At 52.2% G+C, this 16,909-nt stretch carries 14 protein-coding genes; 10 read left to right on the top strand and 4 right to left on the bottom strand.

The features are described from left to right. Positions 1–40 precede the first annotated feature (40 nt). The gene (locus ACZ5FK_RS05220; protein WP_464806849.1) at positions 41–769 is read right to left on the bottom strand and encodes an alpha/beta hydrolase; all 729 of its coding nucleotides are present in this window, start codon (positions 767–769) and stop codon (positions 41–43) included. A 151-nt stretch (positions 770–920) separates the two neighbouring features. Between ACZ5FK_RS05220 and ACZ5FK_RS05215 the strand changes: the two genes are divergently transcribed. From ACZ5FK_RS05215 to ACZ5FK_RS05195, 5 genes are all read left to right on the top strand, one after another. After that, complete coding sequence (locus ACZ5FK_RS05215) at positions 921–1,466, top strand: phosphatidylglycerophosphatase A family protein (protein WP_464806848.1); 546 nt, start codon at positions 921–923, stop codon at positions 1,464–1,466. Positions 1,467–1,777: 311 nt separating this feature from the next. Beyond that, the gene (locus tag ACZ5FK_RS05210) at positions 1,778–2,764 is read left to right on the top strand and encodes a TAXI family TRAP transporter solute-binding subunit (protein WP_464806847.1); all 987 of its coding nucleotides are present in this window, start codon (positions 1,778–1,780) and stop codon (positions 2,762–2,764) included. Between the two features lie 87 nt (positions 2,765–2,851). Continuing rightward, positions 2,852–3,376 (top strand): DUF1850 domain-containing protein, encoded by a 525-nt coding sequence (locus ACZ5FK_RS05205; RefSeq protein WP_464806846.1) that lies wholly within the window; start codon positions 2,852–2,854, stop codon positions 3,374–3,376. Beyond that, positions 3,369–5,402: a TRAP transporter permease gene (locus ACZ5FK_RS05200; protein ID WP_464806845.1), complete on the top strand. Its 2,034-nt coding sequence runs from the start codon at positions 3,369–3,371 to the stop codon at positions 5,400–5,402. Before ACZ5FK_RS05205 ends, ACZ5FK_RS05200 begins: the two co-directional genes overlap by 8 nt. Before the next feature lie 216 nt (positions 5,403–5,618). Continuing rightward, on the top strand, positions 5,619–7,412 hold the full coding sequence (locus ACZ5FK_RS05195; RefSeq protein WP_464807369.1) for an SLC13 family permease: 1,794 nt from the start codon (positions 5,619–5,621) through the stop codon (positions 7,410–7,412). On the opposite strand, the gene ACZ5FK_RS05190 is transcribed toward ACZ5FK_RS05195, so the two are convergent. The 3 genes from ACZ5FK_RS05190 to ACZ5FK_RS05180 all read right to left on the bottom strand — a co-directional run bounded on the left by ACZ5FK_RS05190 (position 7,395) and on the right by ACZ5FK_RS05180 (position 10,089). Continuing rightward, positions 7,395–7,685 carry a hypothetical protein gene (locus ACZ5FK_RS05190; protein ID WP_464806844.1) on the bottom strand — a complete coding sequence of 97 codons (291 nt, stop codon included), beginning with the start codon at positions 7,683–7,685 and terminating at the stop codon, positions 7,395–7,397. The two genes, ACZ5FK_RS05195 and ACZ5FK_RS05190, sit on opposite strands and share 18 nt — an antisense overlap. Positions 7,686–7,771: 86 nt before the next feature. Further along, positions 7,772–8,635 (bottom strand): YitT family protein, encoded by an 864-nt coding sequence (locus tag ACZ5FK_RS05185; RefSeq protein ID WP_464806843.1) that lies wholly within the window; start codon positions 8,633–8,635, stop codon positions 7,772–7,774. A 212-nt stretch (positions 8,636–8,847) separates the two neighbouring features. After that, a complete protein-coding gene (locus ACZ5FK_RS05180) occupies positions 8,848–10,089 on the bottom strand; it encodes a hypothetical protein (protein ID WP_464806842.1) in 1,242 nt (413 codons plus the stop codon). Positions 10,090–10,176: 87 nt separating this feature from the next. Here ACZ5FK_RS05180 and ACZ5FK_RS05175 point away from each other — a divergent pair, with 87 nt between their 5' ends. From ACZ5FK_RS05175 to ACZ5FK_RS05155, 5 genes are all read left to right on the top strand, one after another. Then, a complete protein-coding gene (locus ACZ5FK_RS05175) occupies positions 10,177–11,289 on the top strand; it encodes a mandelate racemase/muconate lactonizing enzyme family protein (protein WP_464806841.1) in 1,113 nt (370 codons plus the stop codon). Then, positions 11,286–11,966, top strand: a complete 681-nt coding sequence (locus tag ACZ5FK_RS05170; RefSeq protein WP_464806840.1) for a GNAT family N-acetyltransferase — start codon at positions 11,286–11,288, stop codon at positions 11,964–11,966. Before ACZ5FK_RS05175 ends, ACZ5FK_RS05170 begins: the two co-directional genes overlap by 4 nt. A 168-nt stretch (positions 11,967–12,134) precedes the next feature. Next, positions 12,135–13,823 (top strand): methyl-accepting chemotaxis protein, encoded by a 1,689-nt coding sequence (locus tag ACZ5FK_RS05165; RefSeq protein WP_464806839.1) that lies wholly within the window; start codon positions 12,135–12,137, stop codon positions 13,821–13,823. 406 nt (positions 13,824–14,229) lie between these two features. Beyond that, positions 14,230–16,452 carry an RNA polymerase recycling motor HelD gene (gene helD, locus ACZ5FK_RS05160; RefSeq protein WP_464806838.1) on the top strand — a complete coding sequence of 741 codons (2,223 nt, stop codon included), beginning with the start codon at positions 14,230–14,232 and terminating at the stop codon, positions 16,450–16,452. An 89-nt stretch (positions 16,453–16,541) separates the two neighbouring features. Beyond that, on the top strand, positions 16,542–16,811 hold the full coding sequence (locus ACZ5FK_RS05155; protein WP_464807368.1) for an excalibur calcium-binding domain-containing protein: 270 nt from the start codon (positions 16,542–16,544) through the stop codon (positions 16,809–16,811). Positions 16,812–16,909: the final 98 nt, after the last annotated feature.

The raw sequence follows: 16,909 nt of genomic DNA, 5'->3' as shown, positions 1-16,909 counted from the left end.
TTCCATGTTGCAATTATAGCAGATGAATCGGTTTTTTGCCTTATTTCGCATCATTGTAATTTTCCAGCAATGCCCTTCTTATATCTTTTTGCCAGTAAGTCCACGTATGATCTCCCTCGAATTCTTCATAGAAATATAGGAAGCCTTTCTCTTTGATCACTTTATTCAACTCACGGTTCGGCGTCAGGAAATCGCGCTTCCCGTCAATGGTCGTCTGCACTTCGGTCTCCCCGGTGCCGATCAAGTGATAGATGGAGAAACTCGAAGGGTCCTTGCAGTTTCTCACCTTGTCCAGGACGGAGTCATCTACATAAGGGGAATGGAGCATCACCTTGCCGAAACAGTTCGGGTATTTGAGGGCAGTGAGCAGCGAAATGGTTGCGGCGAGCGAATCACCGATCAGCCCCCTGCCGGCACCTACCTGGTAGGTCGGATAATTTTCATCAATATAAGGTACAAGTTCGTGGGCGAGGAACCGGATATACGCTTCGTGCCGGTCGCCTTCCGGGTGGTACAGCCGCCTGCGCTCCGTGACATTTTTATACGGGACGCCGACAATGATCATATTATCGATTTCCCCCTCGTCCAGGAGTTCATCCGCCACCCGCCCGATCCGTCCAAGCTGGAAGTAATCCTTTCCGTCCGACGCAATCAGGACAGAATGCTTATATAACGGGGAATACGCATGCGGGAGATGAATGAGCACTTGCATTTCCTCATCCAGCGATTTGCTGTATAACGTCACTTCCTCAATCTTTCCGTACTTCACTGTAAAAATCTCTCCTTTTTCGTTATCGTGTATTGAAATTGTAACATAGGATGAGGAACAGGTATAATGCTGGAATAAGGCATCCGCAGGGAGAAAGGGGCCACGCTGCAGATCAGCATGACAAGACTGAATTAAAAAGGGGTTGTATTGTATGTTCACAGGTAAAAATATCGTTCATTCCGACGTCGTGACAAAGGCGACGCACGACGCGCTCACTAGAAGAGGGGTTTCGCTGAAAGATATAGCGGAAATCGTTTATGAGATGCAGGCACCGTACAACGTGGGGCTGGATATGGAAGAATGCATCGATTCAGTCGAAAAGGTCCTCCGCAAACGGGAACTGCAGCACGCACTGCTAGTCGGCATCGAACTCGATGAACTGGCGGAGCAGGGAAAGCTTTCTGCGCCGCTACAGCAGATTGTGGAAAATGATGAAGGGCTCTTCGGGGTCGATGAAACGATTGCGCTAGGCGCCGTATTCACATACGGCTCGATCGCGGTCACGACTTTCGGACACCTCGATAAAAACAAAATCGGAGTCATCAATGATCTCGATACGAAAAAAGGCGGGGGCGTGCATACCTTCCTCGATGACCTGGTCGCAAGTGTTGCATCCTGCGCGGCATCGCGGCTCGCCCACCGAAAACGCGACCTCGAAGAAGCCGGGCTGACATATAAGGACTTAGCAGAAGACTGATTGACGGGAAGGGAGAGTGATCCCTTCTTTTTTTATGCCTGCCTATAGGTGTACAAATAGCAAACAATAATGATTATTATCTGTGGATTGTACGGTGTCCGAAATAGGTGGAAATGGGTGTGCTGGCAGTATATTAGATGGTTTGAATGAATTCATGATTTGTATATTCAATAAAAAAGAAAGAAAACGGACAGCTGGAATCGCTTTCAAGAAACTGACAATTCTCAGAAGGACGTTGACAAATCAGCCTGCTATCATGGTAGAATGGACTCTGAGATTGGAAACTACTAAATAAAGGGGAGAACAATTGAATGAAAAATAGTAAAATCCGTCTGCTTGCTTTGATCACGATGGTTGCTATGTTAGTTCTGGCGGCATGTGGATCAGATGACAAGAAATCAGAAGCCGGCGATTCCGGTAAATCTAAAGACGACTACAAATATCTAAGCCTATTGACTGGCGGTACGCAAGGCACATACTACGCTCTTGGCGGCGCCCTTGCGGATTTCATCTCTGACGGAACTGGCGTCAAGACGACTGCTGAAGTTTCCCAGGCATCTGCTGCGAACATGACGGCACTCAAAGAAGGCAAGGCTGAACTTGCTTTCGTTCAAACGGACATCGCGTATTACGCTTCTGAAGGGGAAATGATGTTCAAAGACGACGTTGTGGATGATGTATCCGCAATCGGCGCACTTTACCCTGAGACTGTACAGCTTGTAACACTTGATAAATCAGGCATCAAATCGTTTGAGGACCTGAAAGGCAAGAGCGTATCCGTTGGAGCTCCAGGTTCCGGAACATATGCGAACGCTGAACAGCTTCTTGAGATCCACGGTCTTTCCATGGACGATATCAAACCTCAGAACCTTGACTTCGGTGAATCACAAGAAAGCTTGCAGGCTGGCCAGATCGATGCAGCTTTCATCACTGCAGGTACACCGACAGGCGCGGTTGAAGGACTCAACGCTACTAATCAAGTATTCGTTGTTCCTGTAACAGAAGAGAAGGCGGATGAGCTGATCTCGAAGTACCAGTACTATGCGAAAGAAGTCATCCCTGCAGGCACATACGGCCTGAAAGAGGATACACCGACTGTTTCCGTCGGTGCGATGATCGTCGTGAAAAACGATATTCCTGAAGATCTTGCATACGAGATCACGAAAGCGATCTATGACAATGCGCCAAACCTTCAGCACGCAAAAGGCAAGCTGATCAAAGCTGAAACAGGCCTTGACGGCGTGGGCATCCCGGTTCACCCAGGTGCTCAGAAGTATTTCGATGAAGTGAACAAGTAATAACGCGGACAATAGATAGGGGGCGGTGAAGCTTTGTAGCTTCTGCCGTCCCATTCTTCATTACATACATCGGAAAGGATGTGGCGGATGAAAAGGAAAAGAAGAATCATCCTGCCAACTCTTTTGCTGTTGCTCCTGCTTGTCCTCGGCATTTTTTTCCTTCCACTCAAGAAGGCATTTACATTCACAGAGTACCGGACAGAACATCCGGCAGTTTTTTATGTGCAAGTTTCAGATAGCCCGGACTTTGAAATCAGGTATGTCCACTCGATCTTTTTAACGGAAGTCGTTGAAAAGTACAGGATCCATGGAAGCGATTCCATGAGAATGATCTCCATGCGATATGAGGACGTCGGGATCGGCTTGCCCGCTTATGCGGAAGAAGGGGAATCGCTTGTCGTCAAGGACGGCGTGTATACGCTTTCGTTCGATGATAAAGTGCTGGACTCCTTCGTCCTGTTTGTCGGTGATGTCGATGCCGGCCTGCATTTTAAGTACCGGGACATCGAATATGATTTGAAGAAGCATCTGACACGAGGGGATTCATATACCTTTGAGATCAAAAGGCTTTCCCTCTACCAGATGATGAAAGGAGTCGAAATGAATGGCTAAAAAGAAACAAAAAGAAGAGCAGATCGAACCGGGCAGCGAGAAATTCGATACGCTTTCCGAAGAGGAACAGCTCGAACTGCTTCAGAAATATGATCCGGAATCGAACACGCGCAATGTCGCAGGGATTATCAAATATATCATCTTTGGCGGCCTGCTTGCGTTCTCGCTCTTCCAGCTCTATACATCAATCGGTAAACCGTTTACAGCGTATATCCAGCGGTCCATCCACCTTGGTTTCGCGCTGTCCATCATTTTCCTGCTGTTCCCGGCGTTCAAGAAACCGGGCATGAAGCGCAATAAAGTACCATTTTACGATATCATCCTGTCGCTGATGGCAGTTGCGGTCGGCCTCTATTGGCCGCTGTTCTATGATGATCTTGTCTTCCGGGTCGGACGCGTGACGACACCTGACCTGATTGTCGGGATCATCGCGATTCTGCTGACGCTTGAAGCGGCTCGGCGTGCTGTCGGCTTGCCGATCACGATCATTTCGGTCGTCTTCCTGATCTACGCGTTCTTCGGACCGTATTTCCCAGGGTTCCTCGCACACCGCGGACAAGATGTGGAGAGCCTTGTACAGCTCATGTTCTTTACGACGGACGGGATCCTCGGAACCCCGATCAGTGTATCGTCGACCTTCATATTCGTGTTCCTCCTCTTCGGGGCCTTCCTCGTCAAGACGGGGGTCGGGAACTACTTCAATGACCTGGCTGTCGTGCTGGCAGGGCGTCTCACTGGCGGTCCTGCGAAAGTGGCGATCTTCTCAAGTGCACTCCAAGGGACGATTTCGGGAAGTTCTGTTGCAAACGTCGTCGGATCGGGTTCTTATACCATTCCGATGATGAAAAAGCTCGGCTACCGGAAAGAATTCGCCGGAGCCGTTGAAGCGGCCGCTTCGACGGGCGGGCAGATCATGCCGCCGATCATGGGTGCTGCGGCGTTCCTGATGGTCGAATTCATCGGCAACGTCACATACTGGGAAATTGCGAAAGCCGCCGCAATCCCGGCGCTGCTTTACTTCACAGGCATCTGGATCATGACGCACTTCGAAGCGAAGCGTGTCGGCCTGCAAGGGATGAGCGAAGATCAGATCCCTGACCGGAAAGCGACACTGAAAAAGATCTACCTGCTGCTTCCGATTGTTGGAATCATTTTCTTCCTGCTGTTCGGTATCCCGACGATGAAAGCCGCATTGCTCGGTATCGTCTTGACGCTCATCGTAAGCTTCTTCGATAAATCGACGCGTCTTGGCATTAAGGACATCATCCTCGCGCTCGTCGACGGTGCACGCACAGCGCTGGCGGTTGCTGCCGCTACGGCATGTGCCGGTATCATCGTCGGTGTCGTCGTGAAAACAGGTCTCGGACTCAGCCTGGCGAACGGTCTTGTATCGGCAGCGGGTGGCAATATCCTGCTCACGCTCATCTTTACGATGCTTGCCGCTATCGTGCTCGGCATGGGCTCGCCGACAACTGCGAACTATGTCATCACGTCGACGATTGCAGCTCCTGCCATCATCACTTTGCTGATGCTCGGTTCACCGGCTGATGCAACAGTTCCGGTCGTTGTTGCGATCTCTGCGCACTTGTTCGTGTTCTACTTCGGCATCGTGGCGGACATCACGCCGCCCGTCGCGCTCGCCGCTTTCGCAGCATCCGGGATTTCCGGAGGCGATCCGATCAAAACGGGGGTCAACTCGGCGAAACTTGCTATCGCCGCGTTCATCATTCCGTATATGTTCGTCTTCAATCCGGCGCTGCTCATGATCGACGCCTCATTCCTTGAAATCATCTGGGTGACCTTCACCGCCATTGTCGGTATGGTGGCGATCGGCGCGGGGATCATCGGTTTCTGGTACCGGAAATGCAACTGGCTGGAGCGCCTCATCATTGTCGCGACAGGCCTCTTGCTCATCTTCCCTGAGACGCTCACCGACATTATCGGCCTAGGCCTGTTCATCGTCATGTTCGCGATCCAGTGGAAGACGAAGGATAAGGGCAACAAGAATAAAATGGCAACTGCTTGATCAAAAGCCGCCTTCGACGCGATATGCTGCGTCAAAGGCGGCTTTCTATATAACTGTGTATAATGAAATTATCCGCAGCCTGCAGATTGCAGTTCTGCATGTTGTGCAATGATAGGAACAACAACCCTTTGCAAGGGAATACAACAGTCGAAAGGAACGGATGGTTTGCAGCTTACACTGACTTTCATCATATTGGGGATCACGGTCATCCTGTTCATGACAAACCGGCTGCGCACAGATCTGGTCGCAGTCCTCGCGCTGCTTGCCATGACCCTCGTCGGCATCCTGTCGCCGCAGGAAGCGCTCTCCGGCTTCTCGAATTCGGTCGTCATCATGATCGCCGGGCTCTTCATCATCGGAGCGGGCATCCTCCGCACCGGGCTTGCAAAGATGGCGGGTTCTTTGCTTTTGAAATATGCAGGAGACAGCGAGAAGCGGCTCTTTGTCCTGCTGCTTGCCATCGTGGCGGCGGTCGGCGCCTTCATGAGCAATACAGGGACGGTCGCGCTCATGATGCCGATTGTCGTCAGCATTGCGATCAGCTTGAAAAGCAGCCCGTCGAAATACTTGCTGCCGCTGTCCTATATGGCAAGTTTTTCAGGCCTTCTCACGTTGATCGCGTCTCCGCCGAACCTCATCATCAGCCAGCTGCTCGTCGATAACGGCTACGCAAAGCTCGGCTTCTTCCAGATCACCCCGATCGGCATCATCGGCGTTGTGGTCGGAATCGTCTACCTGTTCCTCATCCGCAACACGCTTTTGCCTACGGGGGAAGGGGCTAGAACCGCGCGGGCGGGACATACACTGTCGCCGAAACAGCTGTCAGCGGATTACGAGCTCGGCGGCAATCTGTTCCGCATCAAGGTTCCGGGGGAGTCGGAGCTGGTCGGCAAGCGGCTCGCGCAGCTGAAGATCCCGGCAAACCATCATCTATGTGTTCTGAAAATCAGCCGTAAATCCTCTGAGAACATGAAGCTGCTGCCGATGACATTCCAGGAGATGGCGGGTCCCAGCAGTGTGATCCAGGCGAAGGACCGCCTGTACGTGCAAGGGTCCCTCGTGAATGTCCAGCGTTTCACCGAAAACTTCGGCCTTATAATGGAAGAAGCGGAACCTGAAGCGTCCGAGCTCATCTCCAAGCAATTCGGCATCGCGGAAGTGCTCTTGACGCCCCATTCGTCCTTCATCAATGAAACGATCCGCGGCGTCGGCTTCCGGGAGAAATACAATGTCAATATACTGGGCATTAACCGGCAAGGGGAGTATGTCGCAAGGGACATGACGAAGCAGCGTCTCCGGTTCGGGGACTCCCTCCTCGTCCAAGGGGCGTGGGAATCCATCGAGCTGCTCGCGAAAGAGACGAAGGATGTCGTCGTCATCGGGCAGCCGAAGGAGCATGCGGGAGTGGCTGCGGCAAGCGGCAAGGCATGGGTTGCAGGAGCGATCATGCTGCTCATCGTCGCCCTTATGGTGCTTGAAGTGTTCCCGGCCGTCATTTCGGTCCTGATCGGCGCGGTGCTTATGATTGTGACAGGCTGCGTGCGGAACATGGATGACGCCTACGGACAGATCAACTGGGAAAGCATCATCCTCATCGCCGCCATGCTGCCGATGGCGACAGCGCTCGAGAAGACGGGCGGCATGGTGATGATGGCAGAAGGGATCACGAACCTGCTCGGCGGCATCGGTCCGCTCGGCGTTCTCGGTGGCATCTTCTTCCTGACGATGCTGTTCGGACAGTTCATCAGCAATACGGCAACCGCCGTCCTGTTCGCACCGATTGGCATGACCGCCGCCGTCACAATGGGCGTCAGCCCGTATCCTTTCCTGATCGCGGTCGCAGTCGGGGCAAGCATGGCATTCTCGACACCCGTCGCATCCCCGACCAATGCCCTCGTCATGACAGCGGGCAACTACGAGTTCCGGGATTTCGTCAAGGCAGGCGTGCCCTTGCAGCTCATCATGTTCGTCGTCATGATGGTGTTCATCCCGCTATTTTTCCCGTTGTAATGAAAAGAAGGCAAGCAGCTGCGGCTGCTTGCCTTTTCGTATGGGACGGATATCTGCAATTGGGTGCCAAAGGTAGCGATGCTGTTTTTCAAAGTAAGCAATCAGGAAATAGAAGTAAGCAACCGCCAAGTGAAAGTAAGCAACACTGGTTCCGAAGCAAGCAATCACCAAGCAATAAGCAACATCGCCATCAAAGTAAGCAACACTGGTTCCGAAATAAGCAATCACCAAGCGATAGTAAGCAACATCGCCTTCAAAGTAAGCAATCACCAAGCGAAAATAAGCAATGAAGCATTCAAAATCAGCAATCCTCGCGCCAAATCATCACACCCGGCCGCCCCCTACGAGCAGCCTGTCCGTCAGTGGATGGCGGATTTGAATGTTGCGCCATGCGTCTCCTGCGTGTTCATGACGGTCACGAACGCTTTCGGGTCCACGTCGCGCACGATGTACTTCAATTTGGAAATCTCCAGCCGTGTGACGACGACATAGATGACATCCTTCTCGCTGTCTGTAATGCCGCCGCGGCCGTGAAGCTTTGTCACGCTCCGGCCGAGCCGCTGGACAATCGCGTCGCTCAGCTCTGCATATTCATCCGAAACGATGATGACCGCTTTCGTCTCATCCAATCCCTGGATGACCATATCGATCATCTTGGAAGCGATATAGTACGTTAAAATGGAGTACATCGCTTTTTCCCACGTCAGGACGAAACCCGCCCAGCCGAAGATGAAAATATTAAAGAACATGACGAACTCACCGACAGAAAATGGAATGCGGCGCGTTAAAAGGATGCCTAGTATTTCCGTACCGTCGAGCGCACCGCCGTTCCGGATGACAAGCCCGACCCCCATGCCGAGGATCAGCCCGCCGAAAACGGTCGCAAGAAGGGGATCCGTGACAAACGGCCCGACTGATTTCAATGGAAACTCGATGACCGCGAGCAGAATGATGGCGACAATCGAAGAGATGAAGAAGTTCTTTCCGATATGCTTGAAACCGAAGAATAGGAAAGGCAGGTTGATCAGCAAGATCAAGACGCCGAACGGAAATCCGGTAATGAAGTTCAAGAGCAGGGAGATTCCGATGATGCCTCCATCAATGACTGAATTAGGGATCAGGAAAAGCTCAAGCCCTACCGCGGCAAGTGTGGCGCCGAGCGTTATGAGGAGAAAGCGTTTCGCCACCTCGCTTGGACGCTCTTTTTTGTGTTCTCTTTTCATAGGAACAGCTCCTTCTGCAGGATAGGATGAATGGACCGTTTTCCGGAACGGCCCTATGCATCCAATGAAACACCCCGCAAGTATATAGATAGTATAACAGTGAAACCGGTTGCAGAAAAAGATTGACTTTCTATTTGAAAGGATATAATATTCTTTTTATTGAAAAAGGCAGCCCGGATCCTGCATGTCCGGGCTGCCTTTCTTCAATTTAATTATGACAGCGGGAAGTTCAATTCATACAAGGCACTCGGCCTTCCTTGTTTATACGTCATCTCTTCTCCGGTGATCAAGATGTAGTCAAAATCAGTCATCTTCTTGATGATCCGTTCCGCGGTACGGCGCGTTACCCCCATATGGACTGCCAGATCGTTCGCGGTGAATTGCTTGGATTGACGGAACCTTCCGAACTGGATCACTTTCGATAGATTGGCGGGACTTAATTTCGTCTGTTCCGCCATCTCCTGCATCATAGGGGTATTCACTTGCAGGTTGATAGTATGGGCTTCATCAGGATATGGTCCCCGCAGGCGTTTTGCACCGTCCAGGATATAGAACTTACCGGGACCCGCCAGAAGTCCGATCGCCTGTCGGGCATTCTGAGCAGCCTCGACAGTCGTCTCGCCACATCCGAATGCCATGCTGGCGTGCTCGGAGATGTCCCTGAACAGAGCATGGAATGGCTCCGTGGCAACAGCAGATTCGATATTGCCTAGCGTTGTGAACAAGTTAAATCCTTCTTCATCCGGGGAGATATGCCCGTGAAGCAATCCTGCCAGCTGTTTGGCGGCATTCTGCACAAGGGCAGGTGACTCCGTGCGGATCAGGCCGACCGCTATCTGGGATGAACGGCTTCTTTCAAGGAGCACCACCTGCTTCGCTTCCTCGATCGTCCGTAAGATGGAGCTTTCCGGGTCGATCATCTTCATGGAAGGGATCTGCAGTTCACGCAGCTGTTCATGGACGGCGTGCACGCTTGTCACTGCCACTTGTGTCTTGCCTTCCGCAAACAGTTTTGCGTGGAAGCCGGTGACACAATCGATTGCTTCCGCTGATGTAAGGTAATGGATATAGGGTATTCTGATGGCACTTCCGAGATCATTCAAAATATGTTCCATCGGTCCCTGTTCTCTAATATCGATGGACACGGTATCCATCCCGATCTGCCGCTCCAAGGACAGCGACAGCAATGTGGCAGTGATCGCGGTCTCATCTTGCCTGAGAACCACATATGGAAGACGCATCGCTTCGACTGCCTCCCGCGCATAGTCGAAAGGCAGGGAGCCCGAAAACAGGATGACGTCGCAAGGCTTCAGGCGCTTCACGATGTCCCGCGCCTCCAGCGGCTCCGCATAGATATAAGGGGATAACGAGACATCAGCGCGGTGGGGGGTCCCGGTGAGCGATAGCACACGCGCGCAAAACGAGGATGAGCCAATCAGTGCAATTTTAATCATAAAGATCCTCCGTAATTATAGCGACCATTTAACGACAATGATACAATAGTTATACGATAAATCCAACAGGAAAGAGGAAAAAACTTCATGAAAATAACTGATATCCAGGTCTTCGCAATTGAGCTCCCTCTTCATGAGCCATTCATCATCAGCTATGCGACTTATGACACGATGCCGTCCATCATCGTCAAAGTGACGACTGACACGGGTCAAACGGGTTACGGAGAGGCGGTTGCGGATGAACATGTGACAGGGGAAAGCTGGGAAAGTACATATGCAGTCATCCTTCATACGCTCGCGCCCGCATTGATCGGCGAGAATCCGTTGAACCTCGAGACAATCCACGAAAAGATGGACAAGGCAATCAAAGGCGTGCCTGCCGCAAAAGCGGCCCTTGATATCGCTTGTTATGACGCGGCAGGCAAAGCGCTGGGCGTGCCGGTATACGACCTGCTCGGAGGCAGATACCATGCCGAATTCCCGATCACCCACGTCCTCAGCATCAACCCGCCCGGGCAGATGGCGGAGGAAGCGGAAACGCGCGTTGCAGAGGGGTACCGCTCACTCAAGATGAAAGTCGGCACGAACATGCCGGAAGACGTCAAGAGGATTGAAGCGGTCCGGGAACGCGTCGGCGATGCCATCGCGATTCGCGTCGATGTGAACCAGGGATGGGTGAACAGCGCAACGACCCTTCAGGCGATGCGGAAACTGGATGCCTGCGGACTCGACTGGCTGGAGCAGCCTGTCAGCGCGGACGATATCGATGCCATGGTGGAAATCAAATCGAAGACATCCTGTCCGGTCATGATCGACGAAGGCCTGCGCGGCTTCCGGGACATGAAGGAGATCATCATGAAACGGGCCGCCGATAAAGTGAATATCAAGTTGATGAAATGCGGCGGCATCTATCCTGCGATGAAACTTGCCCATATGGCGGAGATGGCGGGGATTGAATGTCAGATCGGATCGATGGTCGAGTCCTCTGTCGGCTCCGCAGCAGGTTTCCATGTCGCCTTCTCGAAAAAGATCATCACAAGCGTCGAGCTCACAGGTCCGCTAAAATTCAGCAAGGATATCGGGAATTTGAAATACGACGTGCCGTTCATCCGGCTGACGGAAAAAGCGGGACTCGGCGTGGATGTGGACGAAAACGTGCTGGCCGAGTTGACCGTGAAATCAGAGAAGGTGTCCCGATGAATAAGCTGTTTTTGAAGGACGGCAGAATGGTGATGGCCGTAATCCTGGACGACAGCCATCTCCCGGCCATGCTGGAGTTGCAGGACCGGGTGATCGGTGCGCTGGCAAACCCCGGATTTCTTCAGTCTCTCACAATCCCCGAGTTCGAGTGGATCCTTCGCGGCAAAGGGAGGGTGCTTGGCGCATTCAGTGAAGATGGCCAGCTGATCGCCTTTCGCGCCATGCTCGTCCCGCCAATCGACGAGGAGCATCTTGGCAGGGACGTTGGCATTTCGGAAGAGGAACTGCCAGCTATTCTATATTCCGAGATCTCTGCCGTCGATCCCGCTTTTCGCGGAAATGGCTTGCAGCAGCTTCTCGGCAAGCAGCTCTTCGAGGAGACCGATCTATCCAATCACCGTTATATCTGCACAACAGTCGCCCCGTATAACATTGCAAGCCTAAAGGATAAGTTTGCGCTCGGCATGCATGTGGCCGCATTGAAAGTGAAATATGGCGAAAAGCTGCGGTATATCATGTTGCGGGACATGAGTGCGACCGGCTCCAAATCCTTCACCCAATCAAAAGATGTGGAAATGATAGAAACAGAAGCCCAGCAAAAGCTGCTGGCTGAAGGATGGATCGGCACCCGGATGTATCAGGCGGAGGGCAAGTGGTTCGTCAAATACCAGAAGTAAACGAAGGCTTCCGTTAAAAAAACGGGAGCCTTTTAGGTATATATGACTAAATATGAATCGTCTGTTATATAGAAAAGGAACTATTAACTGTTTTCTACAAACTACCTTCCTAATCGTATTTTTATAGTCTATACTAATTAGTGGTTTTGTAATTATAGGGGGATAACAATGAGATTTACAGTAAAAAGAAAGTTGTGGGCTGGATTCCTTTCGATTATTCTTTTTTTAGCAGGGACCGGGGTGTTATTCTATATGACGCTTCCGTGGATCAGTACTCAGTATGATGACCTTCTGGATAACCAGATGGAAGTCGTCATCACCATGGAGCAGATGTCCACGCTGCAAAACGAAATTTCCAATGATATGCGAGGATACTTGTTATATAAGCGGATCGGTTATTTGAAGAACCGAAGGGAACTGCTTGATTCATTCAATGAACGTCTGGAACTATTGGAAGACCGCTTGACGTCGAAGGAGTCACTGGCCATCATAGAAGAGATCAAGCAGGCCGCCGGCTCATATGAGAAGCTGACCGAGACAGTGATCAACGACTTTAACGTGGGCAGATTCGAGGAAGCGATCGGCAAAGCGGAAGAGGCAGAATTGTACCAGGACATTATCATCGAGAAGGCGGATGAGGTGATCGGCAATCAGCGCGCCGAAGCGGACCGGGCACGCCAACAGCTGGTGAAAGACATGTCAATGCTCGGACTCGTCATTCTCGCGGCAGTGGCCGTTGTCGCTTTGATCAGCGCACTGATTGCGGCTTACATCAGCAGAAGCATCACGAAACCGGTGCAGATTGTCACACATGCGATCAAACGCCTGGCGACCGGGGACTTTTCCACCGGACCGCTCTCCATCAAGAACAACGATGAGATCGGTGATATGGCAGCCGCTTTCAATCAAATGACGGACGATCTGCGCGGCAGCATTTCATCGACACGCGATACGGCCAACGAACTGGCGGCACAGGCGGAACAGCTGTCTGCCAGCTCGCAGGAAAGTCTCGCTGCCTCAGAAATGGTGGCAGAGATTGCGGAGAAGAATCTTATGTCTAGCGATATGCAGTCAAATATCGTCAAAGAGGCATCGGATTCCATGAAAGAAATGGCCGGCGGCATCAATGAAATAGCCGATAACAATGAGGCGATGCATGCGTCGTCGACGACAGTCGCGAATCTAGTGGAGGATGGCGCGGCCATGATGGAAGAAGTGGCCACGCAGATGACAATCATCTCGGAGACGATTTCCGAATCGACCGGGATCATCAATGAACTGGCTGACCACTCTGCAGCCATCCGGAACGTGACGGGGCTGATCACCGGCATCGCGGAGCAGACCAACTTGCTCGCGTTGAACGCCGCAATCGAAGCCGCGCGTGCAGGCGAACACGGCAAAGGATTTGCGGTCGTGGCGGATGAAGTCCGGCACCTGGCCGAGCAGTCCAAGCAGTCCGCCGAAGAGATCGGACGAATGATCGAGACCATCATCCAGAACGTCACGAGAGCGGTCGACAGCACCGAATCCGGCAATGAACGTGCACAGGAAGGCATCGGCATTGCCAGAAAAGCAAATCAGGTCTTTGAAGAAATCGAAAAAGCAGCAAACGATGTGGATGATAAGGTGGAGCTCGTTTCAGCCGCCATCCGGAACATCCGAAATACGACGGAACAGGTCATCGAAGGGGCTGCAAAAGTGCAGGAGCTTGCTGCTCAAACTGCTGCTGAAGCCCAATCGACAAGCGCGGCCACCGAGGAACAGCTCGCCTCCAACCAGGAGATTTCCTCCAGCGCCCACACCCTGTCCGAAGCCGCAGAACGTCTGCAAGCGAACATGGCGAAGTTTACAATATAATGGGAAGAAAAGCCGCTCAATTTTGGGCGGCTTTTCAATTTGCAGGAGTGGCCGGGTGCAAACGAAGCAATCAAGCAGCCGAAGTGAGCAACAGGCACGCGGAAAGCAGCAACCCGGCGGCTGAATCGAGCAACGGGCATGCGGAAAGCAGCAACCCGGCGGCTAAAGCGAGCAACGAGCATGCAAAACGAAGCAATCATGCAGCTGCTCCATTATCGCAAACTCGTACACGGTCCTGACGCTGGCAAGCACAATCTCCGTACACATGCAAACAGCTAGAATTTTCATTACTCCACTATTGCCTGAAACTTCCCTGAATGGTACAATCAATGTCTGTTTTAAAACCCCGACATCTCCATCTACATATCGCAGGACGCAAACTATTAAAAAACCGGAGGATCTGTCCATGCAGAAACATCCTGATTTTACATGTGAATTGGAGCGTCTGACCTACACCAAAGATTACATGCAAAAACTGCTTGCCGAATCAAGGCGCGATGTGGAATCCTCACAGGAGCAGGTCCGGCATGCGATGGCCGATCTCGATTATCTGGATTCCAGTTTGAGCTTCATCAACATCCTCACGAATACCCGCTTCTTTGAGATGGCCCGCTCCCAGAAGGAGGGCCTCGAAGCGATCCAGCAGAAACCGTATTTCGCCCGTATTCATTTCCAAGCCGAGGAGGAGAAGGACCAGTTCCTCTATATCGGCAAGACATCGGTATTTCATCAGGAATCGCAGGAGCCGATCATCGTCGACTGGCGGTCCCCGGTCGCGAATGTCTATTATGACGGCCGGCTCGGCGACTTGACGTACAAGGTGCGCGATGAGGAAATCAGCGGCCATCTGTTCTCGAAACGCCAATATAAAATAGAAGAAGGCGAACTCCTGGATATCCGGGATATCGACCTGACGACCAATGACGAACTGCTGCAGGAGGCGCTTGCCGGCAAGGCGGATGTGCGGCTGACGGAAATCGTCTCGACCATTCAGGCGGAGCAGAATGAGATCATCCGGGCGAATCTCCATCAGCCGATCATCGTCCAAGGGGCGGCGGGAAGCGGAAAGACGACGATCGCCCTTCACCGGATCTCCTATTTCCTGTACACCATGCCGGATTTCCCTGCGAATAAACTGATGATCCTTGCCCCGAGCAAACTGTTCATGGAATATATCGGTGATGTCCTTCCTGAGCTCGGCGTCGGCAATATCCATCAGTCCACATATGCGGAGTACGTCCTTGCGGCGACCGGCATCTCTTTGAAGTTGACGGACGCAAACCGGAAACTGGAACTGCTTGCCGCAGCCGAGGCGCTCGATGAGGAGACGCTTTTCATCTCCCGGATGAAAGGGTCGCTTGCGTATAAAGACGTCATGGATCGCTACGTACAGAGACTGGAGCAGCAGAGCGCCGCGCTGTTCGAAGACGTCTATATCGATAAATACCGCATCATGCGGGCTTCCAGGCTTCGGAAACTGTTCCTTGAGGATTTCGCTTACATGCCGGTTGAAAAGCGGCTGGAGCGCATCAAGCGCATCATGCAGTCGGAAGTGAACCGGAAACGGAAGCAGCTGCATGCCATTTTGTCGGATAAATATGAAGCCGCCCTCGACAAAGCGCTGTATGGCATCCGGGACGACGAGAAACGCCGGGCCCGCATTACGAGAATCATGGAGGAGCGCGACGAACGGCTGCCGTCGGTCGAAAAGGAAGGGAAAACGAAAGTCTCTTCTTATATGAAACGATTCAAAAAGCATAACGTGAAAAAGCTGTACCGGCAATGGCTGTCGGATGAAAGTCTGCAGCAGGATCTTGCGGATGACTGGCGCCCCGAAAAACGGGCGGCGTTTCTCAAACTGCACTTGAAAGAGGCATGGGAGAGCGAGGATTTGGCGGCGCTCTATTATTTGCATGCCCGCCTGAAGGGTGTCGAGGAGAAGTGGAAAATGCGTGTCGTCTTCATCGATGAAGTGCAGGATTACAGCGAGTTCCAGCTGGCTGCATTGCAGGCGGGGCTTGAAACGGACATGTTCACAATGGTCGGCGATCTTGCGCAAGGCATCCACAGCTATCGGTCGCTGACGTCCTGGGACCCGGTCAACACGCTTTTCCCGCGTGCCACGTATACGACGCTGCAGAAAAGCTACCGGACGACGATCGAAATCATGGAGCTTGCGAACGAAGTGCTCATGCAGATGGATGAAGACTTGCCGCTCGTCGAACCGGTCGTCCGCCACGGCCGTCCTCCTGAGTTTCATGCAATGGCGACGTTTGACCCGGCAGTGGTACAACAACTGCACACTGATATCCAGTCGAGGGGCCACCGGTCGATCGCCCTGATCACGAAGACGGGCCGGGAAGCGGAAACACTCCACGGCCTGCTTCTAGACGCGGGACTCCCTGTGCAATTTCTCGATGAACAGTCGGACATTGACGGCGACCGCCTTCTTGTCGTGCCGAGCCACCTGGCAAAAGGCCTGGAATTCGATGCAGTCCTGATCGCAGCCTTTGATGAACCGTTCCGTGACCATCCGATCGACCGGAAGTTGCTGTATGTCGCGATGACAAGGCCGATGCATGAACTTCACCTGCTGGGTATGCCGGAATTCGGCAAGCTAGCTTTATGAATCTCTGCCATATTCCAGTGGACAAACTCCTGTCCGCATTGTATGATATTCGCAGCAGTATGGAATATACAGGAAAGCTAGTTGCCGAGATGAAGAAAATCGCTATGATCCTCTCTGCGATCCTGCTAGCGGCCACGTTTACCGCAAGCGGCCAGCATGCGGAAGCAAAGGGCGAGAAAGTGGTCAAATACAAGAATTGCACAGAGCTCAATAAAGTCTATAAAGGCGGCGTCGCACGCGCGGCCAACGTGAAAAACAAAGGCGGCAAGACGAAGTTCACGCCATTCGTCTCCCAGGCCCTCTATGACATGAACAAAGGGCTCGACCGGGATAAAGATTTCATCGCATGTGAAAAATGAACAGGAGAGGAGGCCCATCCGGCTTCCTCTCCTTTTTTTATTGATAACTATTACTTATGTAAAACGTTAATAACTATCTAATTTTCTTATAAACCGCA

The organism is Sporosarcina sp. GTC18466, from assembly GCF_055389225.1.
Note: the sequence above shows the minus strand (reverse complement) of the source record. Positions and strands in the feature narration are given on the sequence as shown.